This is a genomic window from Candidatus Pelagibacter sp. Uisw_136 (assembly GCF_047720275.1).
GTDB lineage: Bacteria > Pseudomonadota > Alphaproteobacteria > Pelagibacterales > Pelagibacteraceae > Pelagibacter.
This window is the reverse complement of record NZ_CP159812.1, coordinates 223,845-244,018: the sequence shown is the minus strand read 5'-3', so window position 1 is coordinate 244,018 and position 20,174 is coordinate 223,845. Positions and strand designations below refer to the sequence as shown.

The following is a 20,174-nucleotide window of genomic DNA, read 5'->3' as shown; positions in this document are numbered from 1 at the left end:
AATTATTTTTTATCAAGAGGATGATTTTGACCATCATTCACAGCCACATCTTTTAGATCAAAAGTATTTATTTCATCTATGCAACCAAGATTAAATCCTGTCATAGCTGGATTGGCTCTTGGGTTATGATGTGTGTAAATCCCACAATTAGAACAAAAGTAATGTTTTGCGATTTTTGAATGGAATTGATAAAGCGTTAGCTTGTCTTCACCTTTAATAATTTTAAAGTCTTCATTCTTAACCATAGACATAATCGCTCCTTTTCTCTTACAAATAGAACAATTACATTTTAAAACTTTTTCTAAATTATCAGGTACATTTATTTCTGCTTCTACTTCCCCACAGTGGCATTTTAGTTTTTTCATTTATATTTCTCCTTTATCCTTTATATTAATCTCAAACATTACTTCATTTCTTCTATTCATTGGCAGTGTAAAAGGTCCATTATAAGTTGCTTTAATAGGTGGACTCAAAATTGACATATCATCTTTTTTTAATTCATTTTCTAAAATGCTTTTATGTTTAATAAAATTTTTATCAGATGTTCTTCCTGAATACATAATAGCTGCATAATAACCACCTTTAATATTTAATATTTTAACATCTGGATTAGACGGGCTCGGTATGTTTTCTTTATTAAATCTTGAAGGTAAATAAAATTGCATGGTCATATTTCCTTTTTTTTCAATTTGGGTAACTGGTGTTGTCATCTTAATTTCTTCATTATCTTCGTTATTACCAGAGATATAATTAAATAATTTTCTAAAACTACTACCTTGATTTGACATATCTGTTTCAATAGCCAAACGATCAGAATATTTTCTGATTTCATAAACTTCATTTTTTTTCACTACTTCGTAATTTGCCTCTTCATAAGCAATACCATCGGAGGTTATAATTAGACCAAGAATTATAATTGATAGAATTTTTTTCATTTTGATTTGGAAATTAAACTATCTCTGGTTGAAGTTATCCACAAGAGCACAAAATGTAGTTTCAATGTTCACGTTTTGATTCACCTTTGATTCAGTTACAGACTCAAAATACAACCTATTGCGTGCACTGTTTAACTGGTCTATAAGTAAGAACAAAACAAGAACATGAAATTAACTATTCCCTTTTATTTGCATAAAGCTGGAGCTGGCTTTCCTTCTCCTGCAACAGATTACATTGAAGAAGATGTAGATCTTAACGTCCATTTAATCAAAAATGTTCCTGCAACTTTTATCATTAGAGTTCAGGGAAAATCGATGACCGATGTTGGTATTTATGATGGTGACTTATTAGTTATTGATAGAAGTTTAAAACCTAAAAACTTTTCAACGGTAGTAGCAAATGTTTATGATGAATTAGTTGTTAAAAGTTTTGTTAGATCTAAAGAAGGTCAATTTTTAACATCTGGTTCTAAAAATATTGAAGATAAAATAATTATTGGAGATGCGTCTGAAATATTTATCTGGGGAGTTGTGACTTATGTCATCCATTCAACGTACTAAGAAAATAGCGTTAGTAGATTGCAATTCATTTTATGTTTCTTGTGAAAGATTGTTCAATCCTAAAATTAGAAATAAGCCTGTAATTGTTTTGTCTAATAACGATGGTTGTATTATATCAAGATCAACTGAAGCAAAAGCTCTTGGTATTAAAATGGGAGAACCTTATTTTAAAGCTAAAGATACAATACTTAGAAATAAAGTTTATGTATTTTCTTCAAACTATTCCTTGTATGGAGATTTATCTAGAAGAGTAATGAGAACTTTAAAAAGATTTAATCCAGTATTAGAAATATATTCTATTGATGAAGCTTTTTTAGATCTAACAAATTATCCTGATGATGAAGTTGAAGATGTTGGAAAAGAAATTAGAAGTATTGTTTTACAATGGACAGGCATACCAACAAGTATTGGTATTGCAAAAACAAAAACTCTTAGCAAGATTGCAAATCATATAGCAAAGAAAAAACAATCTGGTGTAACCAACTTAATAGGTATTAAAAATATTGATCCACTGTTAGAAAAAATAGATATCAATGATGTATGGGGTGTTGGTAAGCAAATGACAAAATTTTATCAACAGAATGGAATTTACAATGCTAAACAGTTAAAAAATATGTCAAACACTTGGATTAAAAAAAGTTCTAATGTTTTAAGTTCTAGAACTGCATTAGAGCTTAGAGGTATTCCTTGTATTCCATTAGAAACTAAAACTTCAAAAAGAAAAAGTTGTGTAGTATCAAGATCATTTGGTACTAGGGTTGAAAAATTTCAAGAATTACAAGAAGCCGTTGCAAGTTATTGTTTAAATGCTTCTGAAAAAATTAGATCAGAATCTTTAATTGCAAAATCAATAATAGTATCTGTTAGAACAAGTCCTTTTCAAAATAGAGGAGTATATTATTCAAATACTAAAACTATAGATTTTCCAATAGCTACTAATAATAGTATTGAAATAGTTAAAACTGCTTTAATTGCTTTAAATGAAATTTTTATAAATGGATATAGGTATCAAAAAGCAGGAATAACATTAACTGGCTTAACTAGTTCAGATGGCAGTAAAAATTTATTCTCTTCAGAAAAAGATGAGAAAATAAAAGGTTTAATGAGATCTATTGATAGTACAAATTACAGGTATGGACGATCAACATTAAGTTTGGCTAGTGCAGGAGTAAATAAAAAATGGAATATGAGGAGAGACTACTCTTCAAAGATAGATACGGCTGACTTTCATTCGCTACCAATAATAAGAGCTATTTAAGCAGATCTACGCTGTTAATATTTTCTAAAGAGTTTTCAAATTCTGACATATTTTCTCTTTTAGATAATATTATCACTGAGAACATCATGATAATAATCCCAATAACTGGTATCAATGTAATGACTGATATTTTTCCAATAACTAAAAATAAATAAGCAATTAAAAAAAATATAGATCTAATCAATAATGTTATTTTAAAAACAGCTATAATTGATAGTGAATGTTTTAATAAGTTAATAAAACTCATTTTTGATGGTCCAAAAAATCTCTTACCTCTTATTGATGGGATAGATTTTCTATCATTAAATAGCTTAACAACAGCACCTGAAAAACTACTCCATGTTGCTTTTTCTTTTATCATTTTATTAACTGCAAATTTAGGCAAGCAAATAAAATTACCAAACTTGATAGATTGTCCAGTAAAAATAAAAGTTAAATATTTGTGCAAAAGGTAACAAAATTTAAAGAAAAACCCTTCAGATCTTTTTACTCTATTGGCTGTAATGACTTTATCAGGATAATCATTTACCTTATCAATAAGTAGAGTTATTTCTTCTACTCTATCTTCACCATCTCCATCCATTGGAATTATATAATCATATTCTTCGTGTTCAGCAATATATCTTAACCCAGATGCATTGCATCTAGCATGTCCCTTATTTCTTTTCATGTTGACTATTTTGATAGACTTAAGATTGTTAAAATTAAAATCATTAATGGGTCTTTCTTCAGTAGAGCAATCGTTTACAATTATAATTGAAAATTCATGGTTTAAATCATTAACCTGTAATTCTATATCTTCTAAAAGTTTAAAAGCTGATTTCCAATCGTTATATATAGGGATTAGAACTTTTATTTTACTCATCTATTTCCTACACAAATATTATCAATACAAATAAATTTCGACAATGAATTAAGTTTATCTTTTGTAATCAATCCTTCCCAAACTGGTCTAGAACTTAGGTGATATGATAAATTTCCAGCATGCCATTCGTCGCCAAGGACAACATTTATTGGCAATGTATGATTTTGCTTCCATAAGTATTCAGTTTTAATTGCTATTTCTTTGCCTAAATAGTCTGTTCTTTTATCTGTTTCTGTAATTGAAATATAAGCGTACACAAAAGGTGAAAAAATAAATAAAACTAAAAACGTTGATATGAACCCATTTAACTTTTTAAAGTTTATTTGTGCTTGAAATATATAGACGATTAATACACCAAAAAATAAATAAAACGGTGTCATCCACATTGTTCTTATTTTAGACCCTGTTAACATTGATGTTAAGAACATTAGCCCAATTGGAATTAGATTAATAAATATCAAGAACAATAGCTTTTTATCTTTTAAAGATACTTTAAGCTTAACTTTTTTTATTAAAAAAAATGACATTATAAAAAATGGAATTAATATTCCTATTTGCTTTCCTAAAAATATTAAAGGGTAAGTTATATGATCTAATAAACTTGAATTTTCCAGACCTGTTCTAGCTAACCCATATGTAATTGTTATATAATCATTATTAGCCAACCAAATTAAATGGGGAACCAACAAAACAAAAAAGACCTCTAAAGATATTAGGTATTTGAAATCAAATTTTTTATATTTCTTTATAAAAATTATATAAAAAAATAATAAATCTATTGATATTAGAAGATAAATAAAAAGATATTTTGATAAAAAACCTATAGCTGCAAAAATTCCAAGCAAAAAACAATTTTTAAAAGTTATTATTTGTTTATCAAATAATTTCCACGAATAATAAACACACAACGACCAAAAAGGTAATTGGCAAACATTTACATTAAATTCAGGTGTTGTAAAATTATAGAAATAAATACCCTCTAAAAGAAGTACCGATATTAAACTTAAAGTTTTATTCTTTAATAATTCTTCAGCAAACTTAAAAACGATAATAAAAGCAGTTACTACAAATAATTGACTTAATAAATAATAAGCCCAGTCCTGAGGTCCAAAAATTTGGTGAAAAACTTCAAGAAAAATTGCAACAGCTGGAGGATGTTTATTAAAACCCCAATCTAAGTTACTACCCCATGCTAAATGCTCAATTGTATCAAGTGGTAAATTATTATTTGTTAGTGATGGAATTAATGTCCATAAAATTAAATGAATTATAAGAAAACTATAAAACAATTTATTTATATTGTTTTTATTGATTAACATTTCATTGATTTTATATGAATTAAGCTTGCTTGACACGTATTAATTGCTGAATATAATCCGGCCACTAAAAATTTATATATATGCCTAAAATCACAAAATCACCCATTAAAAAAACTCCAGTTAAGGCAAAGAATGTTACTACCGTAACTAAAAAGCCATCTAAAGTAATAAAAAAAATTAGTACCACTGAAATCAAAGTAAAGGCACCAATTAAAATTTCAAAAACATACATCCCAAAGGATACAGAAAAATATATGTGTGATAAGCACTTATCATTTTTCAAAATAAAACTTACTGAGTGGAAAAAAGAACTAGTAAAAGCAAATAATGAAGCCCTTTACCATGGATCAATGGATGACAATAGCGTTTCAGCAGATATTGTAGATCAAGCAAGCTCTTACACAGACAAAACTGTAGAAATGAAAGCAATTAATAGACAAATTAAATTAATTTCTAAAATTGACCAAGCCTTAATGAGGGTAAAAGATAAAACATTTGGATTTTGTGCAGAAACTGCTGAACCGATTGGATTAAAAAGATTAATGGCAAGACCGGTTGCACATCTTTGTATTGCAGCTCAAGAAAAGCATGAAAATGATGAAAAAGTATATGCTGACGACTAAAATTTAAATATTTTCTTTAACTAGCGTCAAGAACAGCATGTAAAAACTGTTTAGTTCTATCATTTTTTGGATTATCAAATAATTCTTCCGGAGGCCCTTGTTCAAATATCTTGCCTTCATTAAAAAAACAAACTCGGTCTGATATTTCTCTTGCAAAACCCATTTGGTGTGTGACCATAATCATAGTAAGATCATGCTCTTTATTTAAAGATCTAATCACGTTTAAAACTTCACCAACAACTTCGGGATCTAGTGCAGATGTAATTTCATCTAAAAGCATAACCTTTGGCCTCATTGCTAGAGCTCTCGCTATTGCAACTCGTTGTTGTTGACCACCTGATAATCTTGAAGGATGTTCATCTTTTTTATCTGACAATCCTACTAAATCTAGTAAATCTAAAGCTCTCTCTTCAGCTTCTTCTTTTTTCATACCTAGTACTTCAACTGGAGCCTCAATACAATTTTGTAGAGCAGTCATATGAGGAAAAAGATTAAATTGTTGAAAGACCATTCCTATTTTTGATCGTCTTTCTCTTAAATATTTTTCATTAGCAACAATTAGTTTTCCTTCTTTATCAAGCATATGAGTTAGTGGTTCATTTTCTAAATAAATTACACCCTGGTCAATCTTCTCTAAAGTCATCAAAGTTCTTAATACTGTTGTTTTACCTGATCCAGATCGGCCTATAATTGAAACCATTTCATTCTTTTTAATTTCTAAATTAAGTTTATCTAAAACAACAAGATCTCCATATTGTTTTGTAACATCAGAAAATTTTACTAAAACGTCATCTGAATTATTCATTTAGTTTTTTACCTTTCCTTGTGCTTTGTTAACTGTTCTTTCTAATTTTCTAATACCCATTGCTGCAGGTATAGATAAAATTAAGAAAATAATTCCAACCATAGTATATGGTTCTAAATAACGATAATGATACCCACCTACTGATGTTGCTGCATGAAATAACTCCGCAACTCCAATAGTTGATAATAATGGTGTATCTTTAAAAATTCCTACTAAATAATTTCCCATTCCTGGAATTGCTATAGGAAAAGCTTGAGGAAAAATTATTCTTTTATAAGTGTATATTGTAGAAAAATTTAGCGCTCTGCAAGCTTCCCACTGAGATTTTGGAACTCCCTCTAATGCGCCTCTATAAACTTCTGAAAGATAAGTACCAAAATGAAGCCCTATAGTTATCATTGCTGACATCCAGGCAGATAAAACTATGCCAAATTGAGGTCCAACAAAATATACAAAGAATAATTGAATAAGAAGTGGAGTTGAACGAATAAATTCTACTATTTCTCTAACTATAATATTTATAAACTTATAAGGTGTTCGTTGACCCAATAAAAAAAGCATACCTACTACAACTGCTATTGCATAACCTATTCCTGCAGCCATTATAGTGTTTAAGGTTGCCCATAACATTTTAGGTAATATTTGATAAGCAAAATCCCATTTCCATTCTGCATCCATATTATATCTTCTCCTTTCCTACTTTTCTTGCAGCAAGAACCTCTAACCAACGTAAAAAAGGAACAAGAAAAAATCTTGATATAATATAATATATTATAAGTGCGGTTCCAAAACATTGCGCAGATAACCATGTAATAGAATTAATTTGTTTTGCTTCGAATGTTAAGTCAACAACAGTTACTAGTGCAACCAGCGCAGTAGCTTTTAAAAGTTCTACAGTCAAGTTTGCTGCTGGTGGAAGTATAATTGGAAAAATTTGAGGTATAATAATTCTCCTCATTCTTTTTGCTGGACTAAAGTTGAGAGCATAAGCTCCTTCCCATTGACCTTTTGGTACTGCTATTATTCCACCTCTTACTATTTCAGCTCCATAAGCACCAAAATTCATCCCTATGGCTACAACACCTGAGGTGAATGCTTCAAGAGACATGCCAAAAAAAGGTAGAACGTAGTAAACCCAAAATAATTGAACCATTAAAGAGGTTCCTCTAAAAAATTCTATATAAATAGTTGCTGCACCCTGAATGACTGAATTATTAGACACTCTCATTAGGCCAAAAATTATTGAAATTATTACATAGAGAATGGTGGCACAAATTAATACTTTAACTGTAGTAACTGTTCCTAGTAATAAAGTAGATCCGTGTTCAGCTAAGAATGAAAAATAACTCACTTTTAAAACCTTTAATTAAATTTAAAAAAAAATCAGGCGACTTTTATTCATCGCCTGATTAAATTAATTTATTACTAATATTACTTAGTTGAACAAGCCCACTCAGTGCTCATTGAAGGAGGTGGTAGTTGAGCTTTATCATAACCATACTCACCAGCTCTCTCTAACATTTTTGCTGGGTTAGCCATAACTTTTGCTAAAGCTGCATTGAAATTATCTCTAAATTCAACATCACTTTTTCTAAAACCAATACCAACTACGTTTAAAGTTTCTTTAGGCATTAATTTAGGGTCAGTCACTTCAAACATACCGTTACTTTTTGCTTCATGCTCTTTTGCACCAAAGAATGTTTGTACAGCAACATCAGCTCTTCCAGCTTTCATTGCAGCAAGAATTCCAACTTCACCTTCAACTAACATCATTTGACTTTCAGGAACACCATACTTTTTAGCAGCTTCAACAGTGTTAAATCCAGCACCAGTTACAAGTTTTGCACCAGTTCTAATAACGTCTGCATAATTATTAATTCCTTGAGGATTTCCTTTTGGAACCATCATGGCATCTCCAAAAACACCAATAGGATCAGAAAAGTTCATGTTTGCACATCTACTTTTTAGAATATACATACCACCAGTAACCATATCTGAACGATTTGCATTTAATCCAGGTATTAATCCAGACCATTCAAAAACTTTAGTTTCAGTTTGATCTTCTGTGATTCCCATTTCTTCAAGAACTGTTAAAGCTATCATATTAACAAATCCTAAAGCTTGACCGTTATCTCCCGCATAAGCCCATGGCACTGCAGTTCCAAACCCAAGTCTTAACTTATCACCACCTTTTAATTTACTAGTCAACGTTTCAGCGCTAACTGCAGTAATACTAAAAAGAATTAAAAGAAAGACTCCAATTGATTTTAAAAATCTATTCATTTTTTTTCCTCTATTTAAGTTTATTTTGATAATTAAAACAAAATTGAAGTTGTTTGTACATCAAAAAAATAGATACAACTTAAAGTTGCTTAATAAAATATTTATATTAATTAATTATCTGAACTTTATCACTTAATTTAATTTCACCATCATCAAGTGCAGTCAAATAAATTCCCATTTCAAAATGATTATAAGTTTTTTTTAATGACTGAAGTAAATTTAAAGAATTGTCATCTGTGTTTGGTTTTAGATTAATTGCAACACATCTTGGTATGTTTTTTTCAACTTTAAAAGAAACACCATTAATTTTAACAATTTTTCCGATCCATTCTCGTTCTTTCCATGGTTCAACTCCATCAATATGAATGTTGCCTCTAAATCTTTGAGCCTCAATTTTTTGATTAATTTTATTCTTAAAATCCTCAATACTCTTATTATTTAAAAGAGATACCGAATGAGATAAAACTGTTTTATTTGATATCGATGTATCAAAAAAAGGAAGATCATTATTTCTCATTAATACTATTGGTTTTTGAAGGGTACTTTCTAATTCTAAGATCCTATTTGAAAGTAAGTCATATTCAGCTGGTTCATTTAAGTTAATTGTTAAAATTTCTTTATCTTTAAAGGTTAATGTTAAGCTATTTTCATTAAATAAAAAATTATACTTATTCAATACTGGAGAGTTTTTTAGAGTTAAAATTTTATTCCATTTTCCTCTTCTTTCTTCAGGATTTTTTTCAAATAGCTTTACTTGTTCTAAATCTAAATCTTTGGCAAATGCAAAGATTCTATCTCCTATAATTCCAATATCTTTTTTAATTTCACACTTATCAATTGCTTGAAATGATATGGATTTAACTGGACAATAATTTATTGAAGAAATAGTTGCGCTCATATAATATTTTTAAATAATATGCCTAAATTGTCTTCAAATCAACTTCAAGAGTATAACGATAATGGTTATGTGGCTCCAATAGAAGTTTTAACTAAAGATCAAGCATTTGAGATAAGAAAAGAAATAGAAAACATTGAAGCCCGTTGGCCTGATGAACTGAAAGGAGTTGGAAGAAATTATGTGCATATGATTTCTCCCATACTTGATGAAGTTTGCCATAACTCAAAAATGCTAGATGCTGTTGAGAGTATAATTGGAAAAAATATTCTTATTTGTGGAACAACTTTATTTATTAAAGACCCATATGAAAAAGGATTTGTAAGTTTTCATCAAGATGCAACATACATTGGGTTAGAACCACATAATTGGGTAACTGCTTGGTTAGCAATAACTGATGCTAACGAAGAAAATGGCTGTATGAGAATGTGGTCTGGTTCACATAAAGCTAACATCAGACATCATGAACAAAAATATGATGAAGGTAACTTATTAACAAGAGGTCAAACTGTAGAAAATGTTCCCCTAGATAAAACAACACCTTTGGTTTTAAAAGCAGGACAAATGTCATTACATCATCCAACAATAATTCATGGTTCAGGACTAAACAAAAGTAATGATAGAAGAATTGGTTTTGTTGTTCAAAGCTATATTGGTAGTAATGTAAATCAAGTTTTAGGTAAAATGTATGTTCAGCAAGCAAGAGGAGATGATACCTTTAAATATCATCAACATACTAAAAGACCGAGTATGCTAATGGATCAAAAAGATATGAAAATAAGAAAGAAGGCAAATGAAAATTTGCAAGGAATTTTTTATCCAGGCTCTACTAAAAAAGGAAATTTCTAATTAAGGTTTTGGTATCTCAGAGCCATCTTTTAAAATATCGTATCCCTTTACAACAGCTTCTCTATTTGCAATATCTAAATACCATCTAGTTAAATTGTTGTAATTCTTAAGACCAATATCATGCCATTCGTGCCTTGCTATCCACGGCCAAGTTGCGATATCTGCAATTGTGTATTCATTTCCAGCTAAGTATTTTGATGAAGATAATCTCTCATCTAGTTCGCTATAAATTCTTTTTGTAATTTTAAAATATCTTTCTTCTCCAAATTCACTTTTTCCAGCATTGTAATGATGAAACTGATGATGTTGTCCAATCATTGGTCCTATAATTCCCATCTGTGCCATCAACCATTGGTTTATGGTATGTCGATCTTTTGCTTCATAAAATTTATTATACTTTTCAGCTAAATATATAAGTATTGCACCAGACTCGAATAATGACTGTCCATTTTCATGGTCTATAATTACTGGTATCTTTCCAAATGGGCTTATTTTTTTAAAATCTTTTTTAAATTGCTCATCTTTTGACAGATCAATTTTAGTAACTTTAAAATCACAACCTATTTCTTCTAATATTATTGTAATTTTTTTCCCATTTGGGGTATCTGCTGTAAATAGCTCTATCACTCTTTAACACCTAGTCTGCTTTTTACTATCTTAGAGGAAGTGGTAAACTCAAATCTATATTTTTCATCTGGTTTAGCGTATTTAAAACAACCTCTAGCAGCTAATGCTCCTTCATGAAAACCAGAAAGTATCAGTTTAAGTTTTCCAGGATAAGAGCAGATATCACCAATTGCAAAAATACCTTCCTTGTTAGTTTCAAAATTTTCTGTGTTAACGGGTATAGTTTTCTTATCTAAGTTTAATCCCCATTCAGCAATTGGTCCAAGCTTCATAATTAGTCCAAAAAAGCCCAAAACATAATCAGTTTTAATTTCTTTTATACTGTCATCATCATGCTTAATATTTATGCCTTCAATTTTTTCATTTCCATTGACTAAATCTAATTGATATTTTGTATGAACTTCTATTTTGCCTTCTTCTTTTAATTGGTTAACCTTATCAATACTCGCTTGCATTCCTCTAAACTCATCTCTTCTGTGGACTAATATAACTTTAGATGTATTTGAAAGTTCAATTGCCCAATCTAATGCTGAATCTCCTCCTCCAAAAATTGTAACTGTTTTATCTTTAAAGATTGTTTTATCTTTAATTGAATAAAGTATTTGTTTTCCTACAAACTTATCAATTTCTTTTGTTGGGAATTTTCTTGGCTCAAAAGAGCCTACTCCTGCTGCTATAATTATACTTGATGTTTCAAATTCAGTTCCTTTATTAGTTTTTGTAATCCATTTTTTTTCGACTTTTTTAATTTCTTCTACTCTTTCATTTAAATGAAAGTTTGTTTTAAATGCTTTTATTTGCTCAATTAAGTTGTTAGTTAACTCTTCTCCTGTGCATTCAGGGACTGCAGGGATATCATAAATAGGTTTATCTGGATAAAGTTCTATGCACTGACCACCAATTTTATCTAGGTTGTCTACTACTTCGCATTTTAATCCAATTATTCCTAATTGATGAACGCAAAATAATCCAACTGGTCCTGCTCCTATTATTAAAGTATCTGTTTTAATCATTTAACCTTGTTTTGATGGAATGCTAACTATTAGTCCATCCAGTTCATCAGAAACTAATAGCTGACAACTTAATCTACTAAATTTATTAGGTTCAAAAGCCATATCTAACATATCTTCTTCACCATCTTCTTTTTTTGGAAGTTTATTAAACCATTCTTCTTTGACATAAACGTGGCAAGTAGCACAAGCCATTCCACCTCCACAATCGGCATCAATCCCAGGAATATCGTTTTGAACAGCACCCTCCATTACACTCAACCCATTAGAAACTTCTATGGTATGAGACTTTCCATTATTTTTAATGTAGGTAATTTTAGGCATTGGACTATATATAATTAGTTAAAAAAAAAGGGCAAGTACACAAAATGTACTCGCCCTTTTTAAATTATTTAGGTTTACTAATTACTTAGCTTTTCTACCACCTGATTGCATTGCTGCAGCCCAAATGATTAGACCAAATGCAGTTTTGTTTAGCAAGTCAGCTATGTTGTAAATCACGTTTAGTGAGTCAGCATCTACACCACCTGTTAGGTAACCAAATACGTAACCTAATGGGTAAATTGCCCAACCAACTGTAACGATCATTCTCATTGCACCAAATGCAGTAACAAGAGCTTTGTTTCCACTTTTTGCTGCAGCTTTTCCTGCTTCACCAGAGAATACTTCGTAAAGAATGTAGAACCATCCAGCCATACCGATTACAAAACCAAGTGTAGCGTTAATGTATCCTGCTTCTCCTAAGTATCCACCTACAAGCATCACAACTGTTCCAATTAACAATCTCCAGAATATTCCAGAATTTGCTTTTCCTACAGCTGCTAGAATTAGGTAAAATTCTATCATCAGTAATGGTACAGTGATTAACCAGTCAATATATCTGTAAACAGTTGGTGACTCACCAGTTGTAACCCATACATCTCTCATATACATGTAATGTATAAAGGCAATACCAGTTACTAGACCAGCTACAATTATTGATGTTCTCCAACCTGCTGCAACATTTCCTGCTTCTAAGAAAAAGAAAGCAGTCGACGCTAACATCACCATTGTTACTAGCCAGAATGAGATCCCAACGAAGTCGTCAGAAGCCAACATGGCTGTTTCTGCGTTTGCTACACCTGAAGCACCCATTAGGGCTACAACTGTAAGAGCAAACAATTTTAGTTTTTTCATAAAAAACTCCCTCTTTTGTTAGTTTTTAACTTTTAGTTTATATAAACTAGACTTAAACAAAAGCTTAAGTCATGTTGAAGGTTAAGTATCAAAGTTATTTAGTTTTTAGAAGGCTTAATTACATCTAATTTGTATTGATTTTACTTACTTTTTAAATTTTAATACAATTTTTAATTTAATAAGCTTAAAAAACTAACAAAATAGAATCAAATAATATGTCAAAAAAATTTAATGATATTTACCAAAATTCTTTAAAAAATCCTGAAGATTTTTGGCAGGAAGTATCTAATGATATTTTTTGGTTTAGAAAACCCACTAAAATTTTAAATAAATCTAATCCACCTTTTTATAAGTGGTTTGAAGATGGTGTTACCAACACTTGTTACAATGCTTTAGACATTCATATCGATCAAGGTAGAGGTGACAATCTAGCTTTAATCTATGATAGTCCAATAACTGGCAATAAAAAGCAGTTTACCTACAAAGAGTTAAAAGAAAAAGTTTCAAAATTTGCAGGAGCGCTAAGAAATCAAGGAGTCAACAAAGGTGATAGAGTTATAATCTATATGCCCATGATCCCAGAGGCAGTTATAGCTATGTTAGCATGTGGGAGAATTGGAGCAATCCACTCTGTGGTGTTTGGAGGTTTTGCCTCAAATGAACTTGCTAGCAGAATTGATGATAGTAAAGCAAAAGTAATAGTTACAGCTTCATGTGGCTTTGAACCTGGAAAAACTGTTGAGTACAAACCATTGGTTGATGCAGCAATTAAGATGGCTTCTCATAAAATTGATAAAATGATCTTATTCCAAAGAATAGATCATATGGTCGAGCTTAATGCTCCAAAAGAAATCAGTTGGGGCGAAGCACTTTCAAATGCAAAAGAAGTAGATTGTGTTGAAATGAATTCAAATGATTTAGCTTATATTTTGTATACCTCAGGAACTACGGGTGTTCCTAAAGGAATAGTTAGGGATATTGGTGGTCATATAGTTGCTCTAAAATGGACTATGAAAAATATCTACAATATTGATGCTGATGATGTTTGGTGGTCAGCAAGTGATATCGGATGGATAGTTGGTCATTCTTATATTGTCTATGCCCCTTTATTTAAGGGTTGCACTACAGTATTATTTGAAGGAAAGCCCGTTGGCACTCCTGATGCTGGTGCTTTTTGGAAAATAATTTCGGACTACAAAGTTAAATCTCTTTTTACTGCACCAACTGCTTTTCGAGCTATTAAAAAAGAAGACCCTGAGGGTAAGTTTTTTTCTAAATATGATTTAAGTAAATTTAAATCATTATTTCTAGCCGGTGAGAGAGCTGACCCAGATACCATTAAATGGGCAGAAAATTTATTAAAAGTTCCGGTAATTGATCATTGGTGGCAAACTGAAACAAGTTGGGCAATTAGTTCTAATTGTACAGGAATTGAAATGATGAAAACAAAATATGGCTCAGCATGTAAAGCTGTGCCTGGATATGATGTACAGATCATGAAGCCAGATCAAACATTAGCTAAACCTAATGAAATGGGAGATATAGTTGTAAAATTACCTTTACCCCCTGGAACTTTTCCAACTTTATGGAATGCAGATAAGAGATACAAAGATAATTACATGACCAACTATGAAGGTTACTACGAAACTTATGATGCAGGACATATTGATGAAGATGGATATATTTGGATCATGTCTAGAACAGATGACATTATTAATGTTGCAGGTCACAGATTATCGACAGGTGCAATTGAAGAAGTTTTATCAGAACATCAGTCAGTAGCAGAATGTGCAGTATTAGGAATTGCTGATAAATTAAAAGGACAATTACCAATTGGTCTAGTCGTTCTTAAAACAGGTGTTAAAAAAGACAACGAAACCATTTCAAAAGAATGTATAAAAATGGTTAGAGATACTATTGGGCCAGTAGCAGCATTTAAAACTGTAATTGTCATTAAGAGACTACCAAAAACAAGATCTGGCAAAATATTAAGAGGAACTATTAGAAAAATTGCTGATAATGAAGAATATAAAGTACCAGCAACTATTGATGATCCCGCTATCCTAACTGAGATAAAAGAAGACTTAATTAAAAATAATATTCTTAAGTAGTGATTAAAACATATCTAATTTTAATGGTTGCAATTTTTTTTGAAGTAGGTGGAACAATGTTGTTACCCGTTTCACAAAATTTTACAAAAATTATCCCAACCACCACTCTCGCAGTTTTTTATTTGCTATCTTTTTATCTTATAACTTTTGTTGTTAATAAAATTCCAATTGCAATTGTTTATGCAACATGGAGTGGTCTTGGAGTATTTACCGTTGCAATATTAGGATATATCTTCTTTAAACAATCATTGTCTTGGCAAGCTGTATTAGGATTATTTTTTATTGTTTTTGGAGTTGTGCTTGTAAATAGCTTTTCAGTAAAAACTATTTAAAATTTTAAAGGCTTACCCTCAGGATCACCTAAAATTTTACCTTCCCTCATTTTAATTTGACCATTAATGATTGTTGATACTGGTGTGCCTTTAAATTCATATCCATCAAAAGGTGACCAACCACATTTACTTTCAATATTTTCGTTTTTAATTATAATTTTTTTATTCATATCTACGATTGTGAAATCAGCATCAAAACCCTCTTTAATAAAACCTTTATCTTGTATCCCAAAAATTTTTACTGGATTTTCACATATAGAATTCATTAATTGCTCTAAAGTTAACTTTCCATCATTAACATGATTTAACATAACTGGTAAAAGTGTCTGAACACCAGGCATTCCAGATGGTGAATTTGGATAATTTTTTTCTTTATTCTCTCTTAAGTGTGGAGCGTGATCAGAACCAATTGTATCATTAAGATTATTTTTTACTCCATACCACAATCTATCATAATGAGATTTGTCTCTTAAGGGTGGATTCATTTGAGCATAAGTTCCAAGTTTATCATAACAGTCTGGAGCGTAGATTGTTAAATGTTGAGGGGTAATCTCAAATGTTATGTTACCTTTGTGTTGTGATAAAAAGTCAATCTCTTCTTTCGTGGTAATATGAAGAATATGGGCTTTTTTCTTATATCGCTCAGCAATTCTAACTATTCTTCTAGTAGATGAGATTGCACATTCAGCGCTTCTCCAAATTGGGTGTGAATGAACATCTCCTTCTTTAATCAATTTTTTATTAATATTTAAAATTGCTTCATCTTCGGAATGTACTGCAACAACTTTTGAGCTGCTTTTAAATACTTTTTCAATATCCTCTTCCTCAGCAACTAAAAGGTTTCCAGTTGACGATCCAGCAAACAGTTTAATTCCACAACAACCTTCTAAATTTACCAAATCTGCTAACTCACTTGCGTTGTCAGCTGTTGCTCCAAAATAAAATGCATAATTGCAATACATTCTATGTTTGGCTAAATCTAATTTTTTCTGAAATTCTACCTTGGTAGATGTTGGTGGATTAGTGTTTGGCATTTCAAACACGCTTGTTATGCCACCTACTATTGCAGCTCTACTTCCTGAGTGTAAATCTTCAGTATCTGTTGACCCAGGTTCTCTAAAATGAGTTTGGGTATCAATACAGCCTGGTAAAACTGTTAACCCTTTAGCATCAAAAATCTCTTTAGCTTCATTATCAATTTTGCCAATTTTTATAATTTTACCATCTTTAATTGCTATATCTTGATCTTTAAGATCTTTGTCTATGTAGCATGAGCCGTTTTTAATTATTAGATCTAACATTTATGAAAAAAGTAATTATATTAAATTTAGAGATCAATCAATTATGAATATTCAAAATGTATATATTTTAGAAGATAGAGGGATTCTTTATATAAATGGAGCAGATGCAAAAGAATTTCTACAAAACCTAATTAGTAATGACATTAACAAGGTTAATGATGATAATAGCTGCTTTGCATCATTACTAACTCCACAAGGAAAATTTTTATTTGCTTTTATTATTGTAAAACATAAAGCTGGTTACTTCATAGATTGTGAAAAATCTCAAACAGAGGCTCTCTTTAAACAACTGAGCACCTACAAGCTTAGATCTAAAGTTGAAATTATGAATTTAAGCAATGAATTTGTAATTGCAGCATTTAGTCATGAAAAGTTTTTAAAATTTGAAGGTGCTAAGGATCAACCTGGAAATACAATAAAATATAGAGAGGACCCTATTTTATTAGACCCAAGAAATAAAGATCTGGGTGCAAGACTTATTATTAATTTAGAAAAACTTTACCTATCTTTAAAGAAATTAAAGTTAAAAAATTCCCCAATTGATGAATACTATAAATTAAGTCATAATTTAGGAATTGCGCAAAAAGAAATGAATAAATTACAAAATAAATTATTTGGAATTGAGTGTAATTTTGAGGAGCTAAATGGAATAGATTTTAAAAAAGGCTGCTATGTTGGTCAAGAAAATACAGCTAGAATAAAATTAAAGAATAAGCTTTCAAAAAGGTTGCTACCTATTAACTTAATAGAAGGTGAGTTAAACCAAGATGATTTGATTTATAATGGTGAATTTGAAGTAGGAAAAGTTTTAATAAATAATAAATATCCTTTTGCCCTGATAAAATACCTGGAGATAGATTTTAAAAAAAAAAATGAATTCACTTGTAAGAATGCATTAATAACAATAGATAAACCTGATTGGATAAATAGATAAACTACCACTTCAAAGTTTTTATAAATACATCCAATTTTTGAAAAGTTCTATAGATTGGAATTGATCCAAGATCTTCTCTGTAAGTAGCTTTGGGATTCCAACTGAAACAAATTAAAAATATAATTAAAAAAGAAAAAATTTTTGAAGAAGGAAATATTTTTTTTTCAAAATAACTTAATTTTTTATAATCAATTATGATTAAATCATTAAATTTAAGTCCGAAAAAGAAAATAAAAGTCATTGAATATGACAAATGAAAATATCTGCCAGTATCAACTGATAAAAAAAATATTAAAAGACTGGGAATAATCAATATAAGAATTAAAAAAAACAAAGGAATTTTAGAAAAAAATGAATTAACATTCTTTATATTAAAATTAGTAAATAGACTTAATATTAATAAAGGCCCAAAGCCTACAAAGAAAATAAAAAAATTTCTAAAATAATTTATGGGTCTCCAACCCACTTCACCCATATATGTTGAAATTGGATTTGCAACATAATGCGTTTGAAAACCACACAAAACATCAAGGTTTTCCTTAAGTGACCTACACATTTCATTTTTCATTTCTAGTGTATAAACATTTTTAAATAATAACCATCCACATATAATAAAAAAAATTAAAAATAAAATAATTTTTAAGTTATTAGAAAAATAATTATTTTTATTATCTATTATTAAAAATATTACAAAATATAAAATATGAAAAAAAATTATCTCATGTGTTAATAAAATGAATATTCCACCTACCAACATAAAAGATATTTTAAAATTAAATGATTTGTTTTTCATCAAAACCAAACTTAACATCAGGATGCTAACTAAAACTTCTTTTCTGCCTAATGCTTCAAGTTCTGCCAAAGGGAAAAATAAAAAAATTGCTGAAAAAATTGATAAATAAATTAAGATGTATCTTTCCAATTCTTTAATCAAAGAATATATGAGATAAAAGAATATACTGTAAATTGAACACTGAATAAAAAGTATTAATTTTTTTAGCTCTAAATCAAAAAAAACTGCTATTTGAAATAATATTTCTCCAAAAAAACCTCTTCTTGTAAATCCACCTTGATAATTGATCAGCCATTCAGTCATTGCGTTGCTTAAATTTAAGTGAAGTGAGGTAAGATAAAATATCGTAGTAAAAGAAATGAGATAAAAATATAAAATAATAATTTTATTTGACTTTATTTTTTGCATTAAAATCAGATATATACATATTATTATCAATTTGTTACCAAATATATTGCGACAGAAAAAATAATGACAAGGTTGTTGCAAATTGGTAAGTTTTAATATGGAATTTTCAACAGAAGTTAAAATAGCAACTGATCCCATTTATCAAAAAATCTCAAAAGTTATGCCTGAGATTGAGTGGTCAGTTCATGCTCCTTATATTCATAGAATTAATCAATTAAAAAAAGAAAAAAATGCAATTATACTTGCTCACAATTATCAAACTCCAGAAATTTATCACGGTATTGCAGATGTTGCAGCTGACTCGTTAGCTCTTGCAATTGAGGCTTCAAAAACTGAGGCTGATATTATTGTAATGGCAGGAGTTCACTTCATGGCCGAAACATCTAAGTTAATGAGTCCTGAAAAAAAAGTTTTACTTCCTGATATGACTGCTGGTTGTTCTTTATCATCTTCAATCACAGGTAAAGATGTAAGATTGTTAAAGAAAAAATATCCAGGGGTGCCTGTTGTCTCATATGTGAATACTTCTGCAGATGTCAAAGCTGAAACAGATATTTGCTGCACATCTGCTAATGCAGTTAAAATTGTAGAATCTCTTGGTGTTAAAAAAGTTATTTTTTTACCCGATGATTACTTGGCAAAATATGTTGCTTCTCAAACTAAAGTTGAAATTATCGCTTGGAAAGGTATTTGTATGGTTCATGACCAGTTCACTGAAAAAGAAATACATGATATTAGAGCAAAAAATCCTGGTATTAAAATAATAGCTCATCCAGAGTGTCCACCTGACGTAATTAAAGCAAGTGACTTTGCTGGTTCAACTGGTGGGATGATTAAATATGTTAAGGACAATCAACCTAAAAAAGTTATGATGGTTACTGAATGTTCAATGAGTGATAATATTCAAGTAGAAAACCCAAATGTAGAATTTATTAGACCGTGTAACCTTTGTCCTCATATGAAAAAAATTACATTACCAAAAATTTTAGATTGCCTAGAAAATGAAACTGGTGAAATCATAATGGATAAAGAGACAATAGAAAAAGCAAGAATTCCTGTTGAAAGAATGGTTGCGATCGGCAGATAATA

General features: G+C 29.9%; 23 protein-coding genes. 8 read left to right on the top strand and 15 right to left on the bottom strand.

Annotated features, from left to right (window positions below):
- Window positions 1-2: 2 nt before the first annotated feature.
- Window positions 3-365: a GFA family protein gene (locus tag ABXT53_RS01245; RefSeq protein WP_415290859.1), complete on the bottom strand. Its 363-nt coding sequence runs from the start codon at window positions 363-365 to the stop codon at window positions 3-5.
- A complete protein-coding gene (locus ABXT53_RS01240; RefSeq protein ID WP_415290858.1) occupies window positions 366-935 on the bottom strand; it encodes an SOUL family heme-binding protein in 570 nt (189 codons plus the stop codon).
- Window positions 936-1,100: 165 nt separating this feature from the next.
- On the opposite strand from ABXT53_RS01240, the gene ABXT53_RS01235 reads away from it, so the two are divergent.
- Window positions 1,101-1,496 carry a LexA family protein gene (locus ABXT53_RS01235; RefSeq protein WP_415290857.1) on the top strand — a complete coding sequence of 132 codons (396 nt, stop codon included), beginning with the start codon at window positions 1,101-1,103 and terminating at the stop codon, window positions 1,494-1,496.
- Window positions 1,474-2,754, top strand: coding sequence for a Y-family DNA polymerase (locus ABXT53_RS01230; RefSeq protein ID WP_415290856.1), 1,281 nt, complete (start codon window positions 1,474-1,476; stop codon window positions 2,752-2,754). Before ABXT53_RS01235 ends, ABXT53_RS01230 begins: the two co-directional genes overlap by 23 nt.
- On the opposite strand, the gene ABXT53_RS01225 is transcribed toward ABXT53_RS01230, so the two are convergent.
- Together ABXT53_RS01225 and ABXT53_RS01220 are read right to left on the bottom strand one after the other, a co-directional pair.
- A complete protein-coding gene (locus tag ABXT53_RS01225; protein ID WP_415290855.1) occupies window positions 2,747-3,619 on the bottom strand; it encodes a glycosyltransferase family 2 protein in 873 nt (290 codons plus the stop codon). The two genes, ABXT53_RS01230 and ABXT53_RS01225, sit on opposite strands and share 8 nt — an antisense overlap.
- Window positions 3,616-4,938 (bottom strand): glycosyltransferase family 39 protein, encoded by a 1,323-nt coding sequence (locus tag ABXT53_RS01220; RefSeq protein WP_415290854.1) that lies wholly within the window; start codon window positions 4,936-4,938, stop codon window positions 3,616-3,618. The genes ABXT53_RS01225 and ABXT53_RS01220 overlap by 4 nt, the downstream gene beginning before the upstream one ends.
- An 80-nt stretch (window positions 4,939-5,018) precedes the next feature.
- On the opposite strand from ABXT53_RS01220, the gene ABXT53_RS01215 reads away from it, so the two are divergent.
- Window positions 5,019-5,561, top strand: coding sequence for a TraR/DksA family transcriptional regulator (locus ABXT53_RS01215; RefSeq protein ID WP_415290853.1), 543 nt, complete (start codon window positions 5,019-5,021; stop codon window positions 5,559-5,561).
- Window positions 5,562-5,577: 16 nt separating this feature from the next.
- Here ABXT53_RS01215 and ehuA read toward each other — a convergent pair whose 3' ends face one another.
- The 5 genes from ehuA to ABXT53_RS01190 all read right to left on the bottom strand — a co-directional run bounded on the left by ehuA (window position 5,578) and on the right by ABXT53_RS01190 (window position 9,547).
- Window positions 5,578-6,366 (bottom strand): ectoine/hydroxyectoine ABC transporter ATP-binding protein EhuA, encoded by a 789-nt coding sequence (gene ehuA / locus ABXT53_RS01210; protein ID WP_415290852.1) that lies wholly within the window; start codon window positions 6,364-6,366, stop codon window positions 5,578-5,580.
- Window positions 6,367-7,044 (bottom strand): ectoine/hydroxyectoine ABC transporter permease subunit EhuD, encoded by a 678-nt coding sequence (gene ehuD / locus ABXT53_RS01205; protein WP_415290851.1) that lies wholly within the window; start codon window positions 7,042-7,044, stop codon window positions 6,367-6,369.
- A 1-nt stretch (window position 7,045) separates the two neighbouring features.
- A complete protein-coding gene (ehuC, locus tag ABXT53_RS01200) occupies window positions 7,046-7,717 on the bottom strand; it encodes an ectoine/hydroxyectoine ABC transporter permease subunit EhuC (protein WP_415290850.1) in 672 nt (223 codons plus the stop codon).
- A gap of 80 nt (window positions 7,718-7,797) precedes the next feature.
- Window positions 7,798-8,649: a transporter substrate-binding domain-containing protein gene (locus tag ABXT53_RS01195; RefSeq protein ID WP_415290849.1), complete on the bottom strand. Its 852-nt coding sequence runs from the start codon at window positions 8,647-8,649 to the stop codon at window positions 7,798-7,800.
- A gap of 106 nt (window positions 8,650-8,755) precedes the next feature.
- On the bottom strand, window positions 8,756-9,547 hold the full coding sequence (locus tag ABXT53_RS01190; protein ID WP_415290848.1) for an MOSC domain-containing protein: 792 nt from the start codon (window positions 9,545-9,547) through the stop codon (window positions 8,756-8,758).
- Window positions 9,548-9,565: 18 nt separating this feature from the next.
- Here ABXT53_RS01190 and ABXT53_RS01185 point away from each other — a divergent pair, with 18 nt between their 5' ends.
- A complete protein-coding gene (locus ABXT53_RS01185) occupies window positions 9,566-10,393 on the top strand; it encodes a phytanoyl-CoA dioxygenase family protein (protein WP_415290847.1) in 828 nt (275 codons plus the stop codon).
- Here ABXT53_RS01185 and ABXT53_RS01180 read toward each other — a convergent pair whose 3' ends face one another.
- From ABXT53_RS01180 to ABXT53_RS01165, 4 genes are all read right to left on the bottom strand, one after another.
- Window positions 10,394-11,020 carry a glutathione S-transferase family protein gene (locus tag ABXT53_RS01180; RefSeq protein WP_415290846.1) on the bottom strand — a complete coding sequence of 209 codons (627 nt, stop codon included), beginning with the start codon at window positions 11,018-11,020 and terminating at the stop codon, window positions 10,394-10,396.
- Complete coding sequence (locus ABXT53_RS01175) at window positions 11,017-12,033, bottom strand: NAD(P)/FAD-dependent oxidoreductase (protein ID WP_415290845.1); 1,017 nt, start codon at window positions 12,031-12,033, stop codon at window positions 11,017-11,019. Before ABXT53_RS01175 ends, ABXT53_RS01180 begins: the two co-directional genes overlap by 4 nt.
- Window positions 12,034-12,354, bottom strand: a complete 321-nt coding sequence (locus ABXT53_RS01170; RefSeq protein WP_415290844.1) for a 2Fe-2S iron-sulfur cluster-binding protein — start codon at window positions 12,352-12,354, stop codon at window positions 12,034-12,036. It lies immediately after the preceding gene.
- 81 nt (window positions 12,355-12,435) lie between these two features.
- Window positions 12,436-13,206, bottom strand: a complete 771-nt coding sequence (locus tag ABXT53_RS01165; protein ID WP_415290843.1) for a bacteriorhodopsin-like — start codon at window positions 13,204-13,206, stop codon at window positions 12,436-12,438.
- Between the two features lie 215 nt (window positions 13,207-13,421).
- Between ABXT53_RS01165 and ABXT53_RS01160 the strand changes: the two genes are divergently transcribed.
- Both ABXT53_RS01160 and ABXT53_RS01155 read left to right on the top strand, forming a co-directional pair.
- Window positions 13,422-15,317 (top strand): propionyl-CoA synthetase, encoded by a 1,896-nt coding sequence (locus tag ABXT53_RS01160; RefSeq protein ID WP_415290842.1) that lies wholly within the window; start codon window positions 13,422-13,424, stop codon window positions 15,315-15,317.
- Complete coding sequence (locus tag ABXT53_RS01155) at window positions 15,317-15,649, top strand: DMT family transporter (RefSeq protein WP_415290841.1); 333 nt, start codon at window positions 15,317-15,319, stop codon at window positions 15,647-15,649. The genes ABXT53_RS01160 and ABXT53_RS01155 overlap by 1 nt, the downstream gene beginning before the upstream one ends.
- Here ABXT53_RS01155 and ABXT53_RS01150 read toward each other — a convergent pair.
- On the bottom strand, window positions 15,646-16,950 hold the full coding sequence (locus ABXT53_RS01150) for a dihydroorotase (protein WP_415290840.1): 1,305 nt from the start codon (window positions 16,948-16,950) through the stop codon (window positions 15,646-15,648). The two genes, ABXT53_RS01155 and ABXT53_RS01150, sit on opposite strands and share 4 nt — an antisense overlap.
- A 43-nt stretch (window positions 16,951-16,993) precedes the next feature.
- Here ABXT53_RS01150 and ABXT53_RS01145 point away from each other — a divergent pair, with 43 nt between their 5' ends.
- The gene (locus ABXT53_RS01145) at window positions 16,994-17,884 is read left to right on the top strand and encodes a YgfZ/GcvT domain-containing protein (RefSeq protein WP_415290839.1); all 891 of its coding nucleotides are present in this window, start codon (window positions 16,994-16,996) and stop codon (window positions 17,882-17,884) included.
- A 1-nt stretch (window position 17,885) separates the two neighbouring features.
- Here ABXT53_RS01145 and ABXT53_RS01140 read toward each other — a convergent pair whose 3' ends face one another.
- A complete protein-coding gene (locus tag ABXT53_RS01140) occupies window positions 17,886-19,085 on the bottom strand; it encodes a hypothetical protein (protein WP_415290838.1) in 1,200 nt (399 codons plus the stop codon).
- Between the two features lie 97 nt (window positions 19,086-19,182).
- Here ABXT53_RS01140 and nadA point away from each other — a divergent pair, with 97 nt between their 5' ends.
- Window positions 19,183-20,172, top strand: coding sequence for a quinolinate synthase NadA (nadA, locus tag ABXT53_RS01135; protein WP_415290837.1), 990 nt, complete (start codon window positions 19,183-19,185; stop codon window positions 20,170-20,172).
- Window positions 20,173-20,174: the final 2 nt, after the last annotated feature.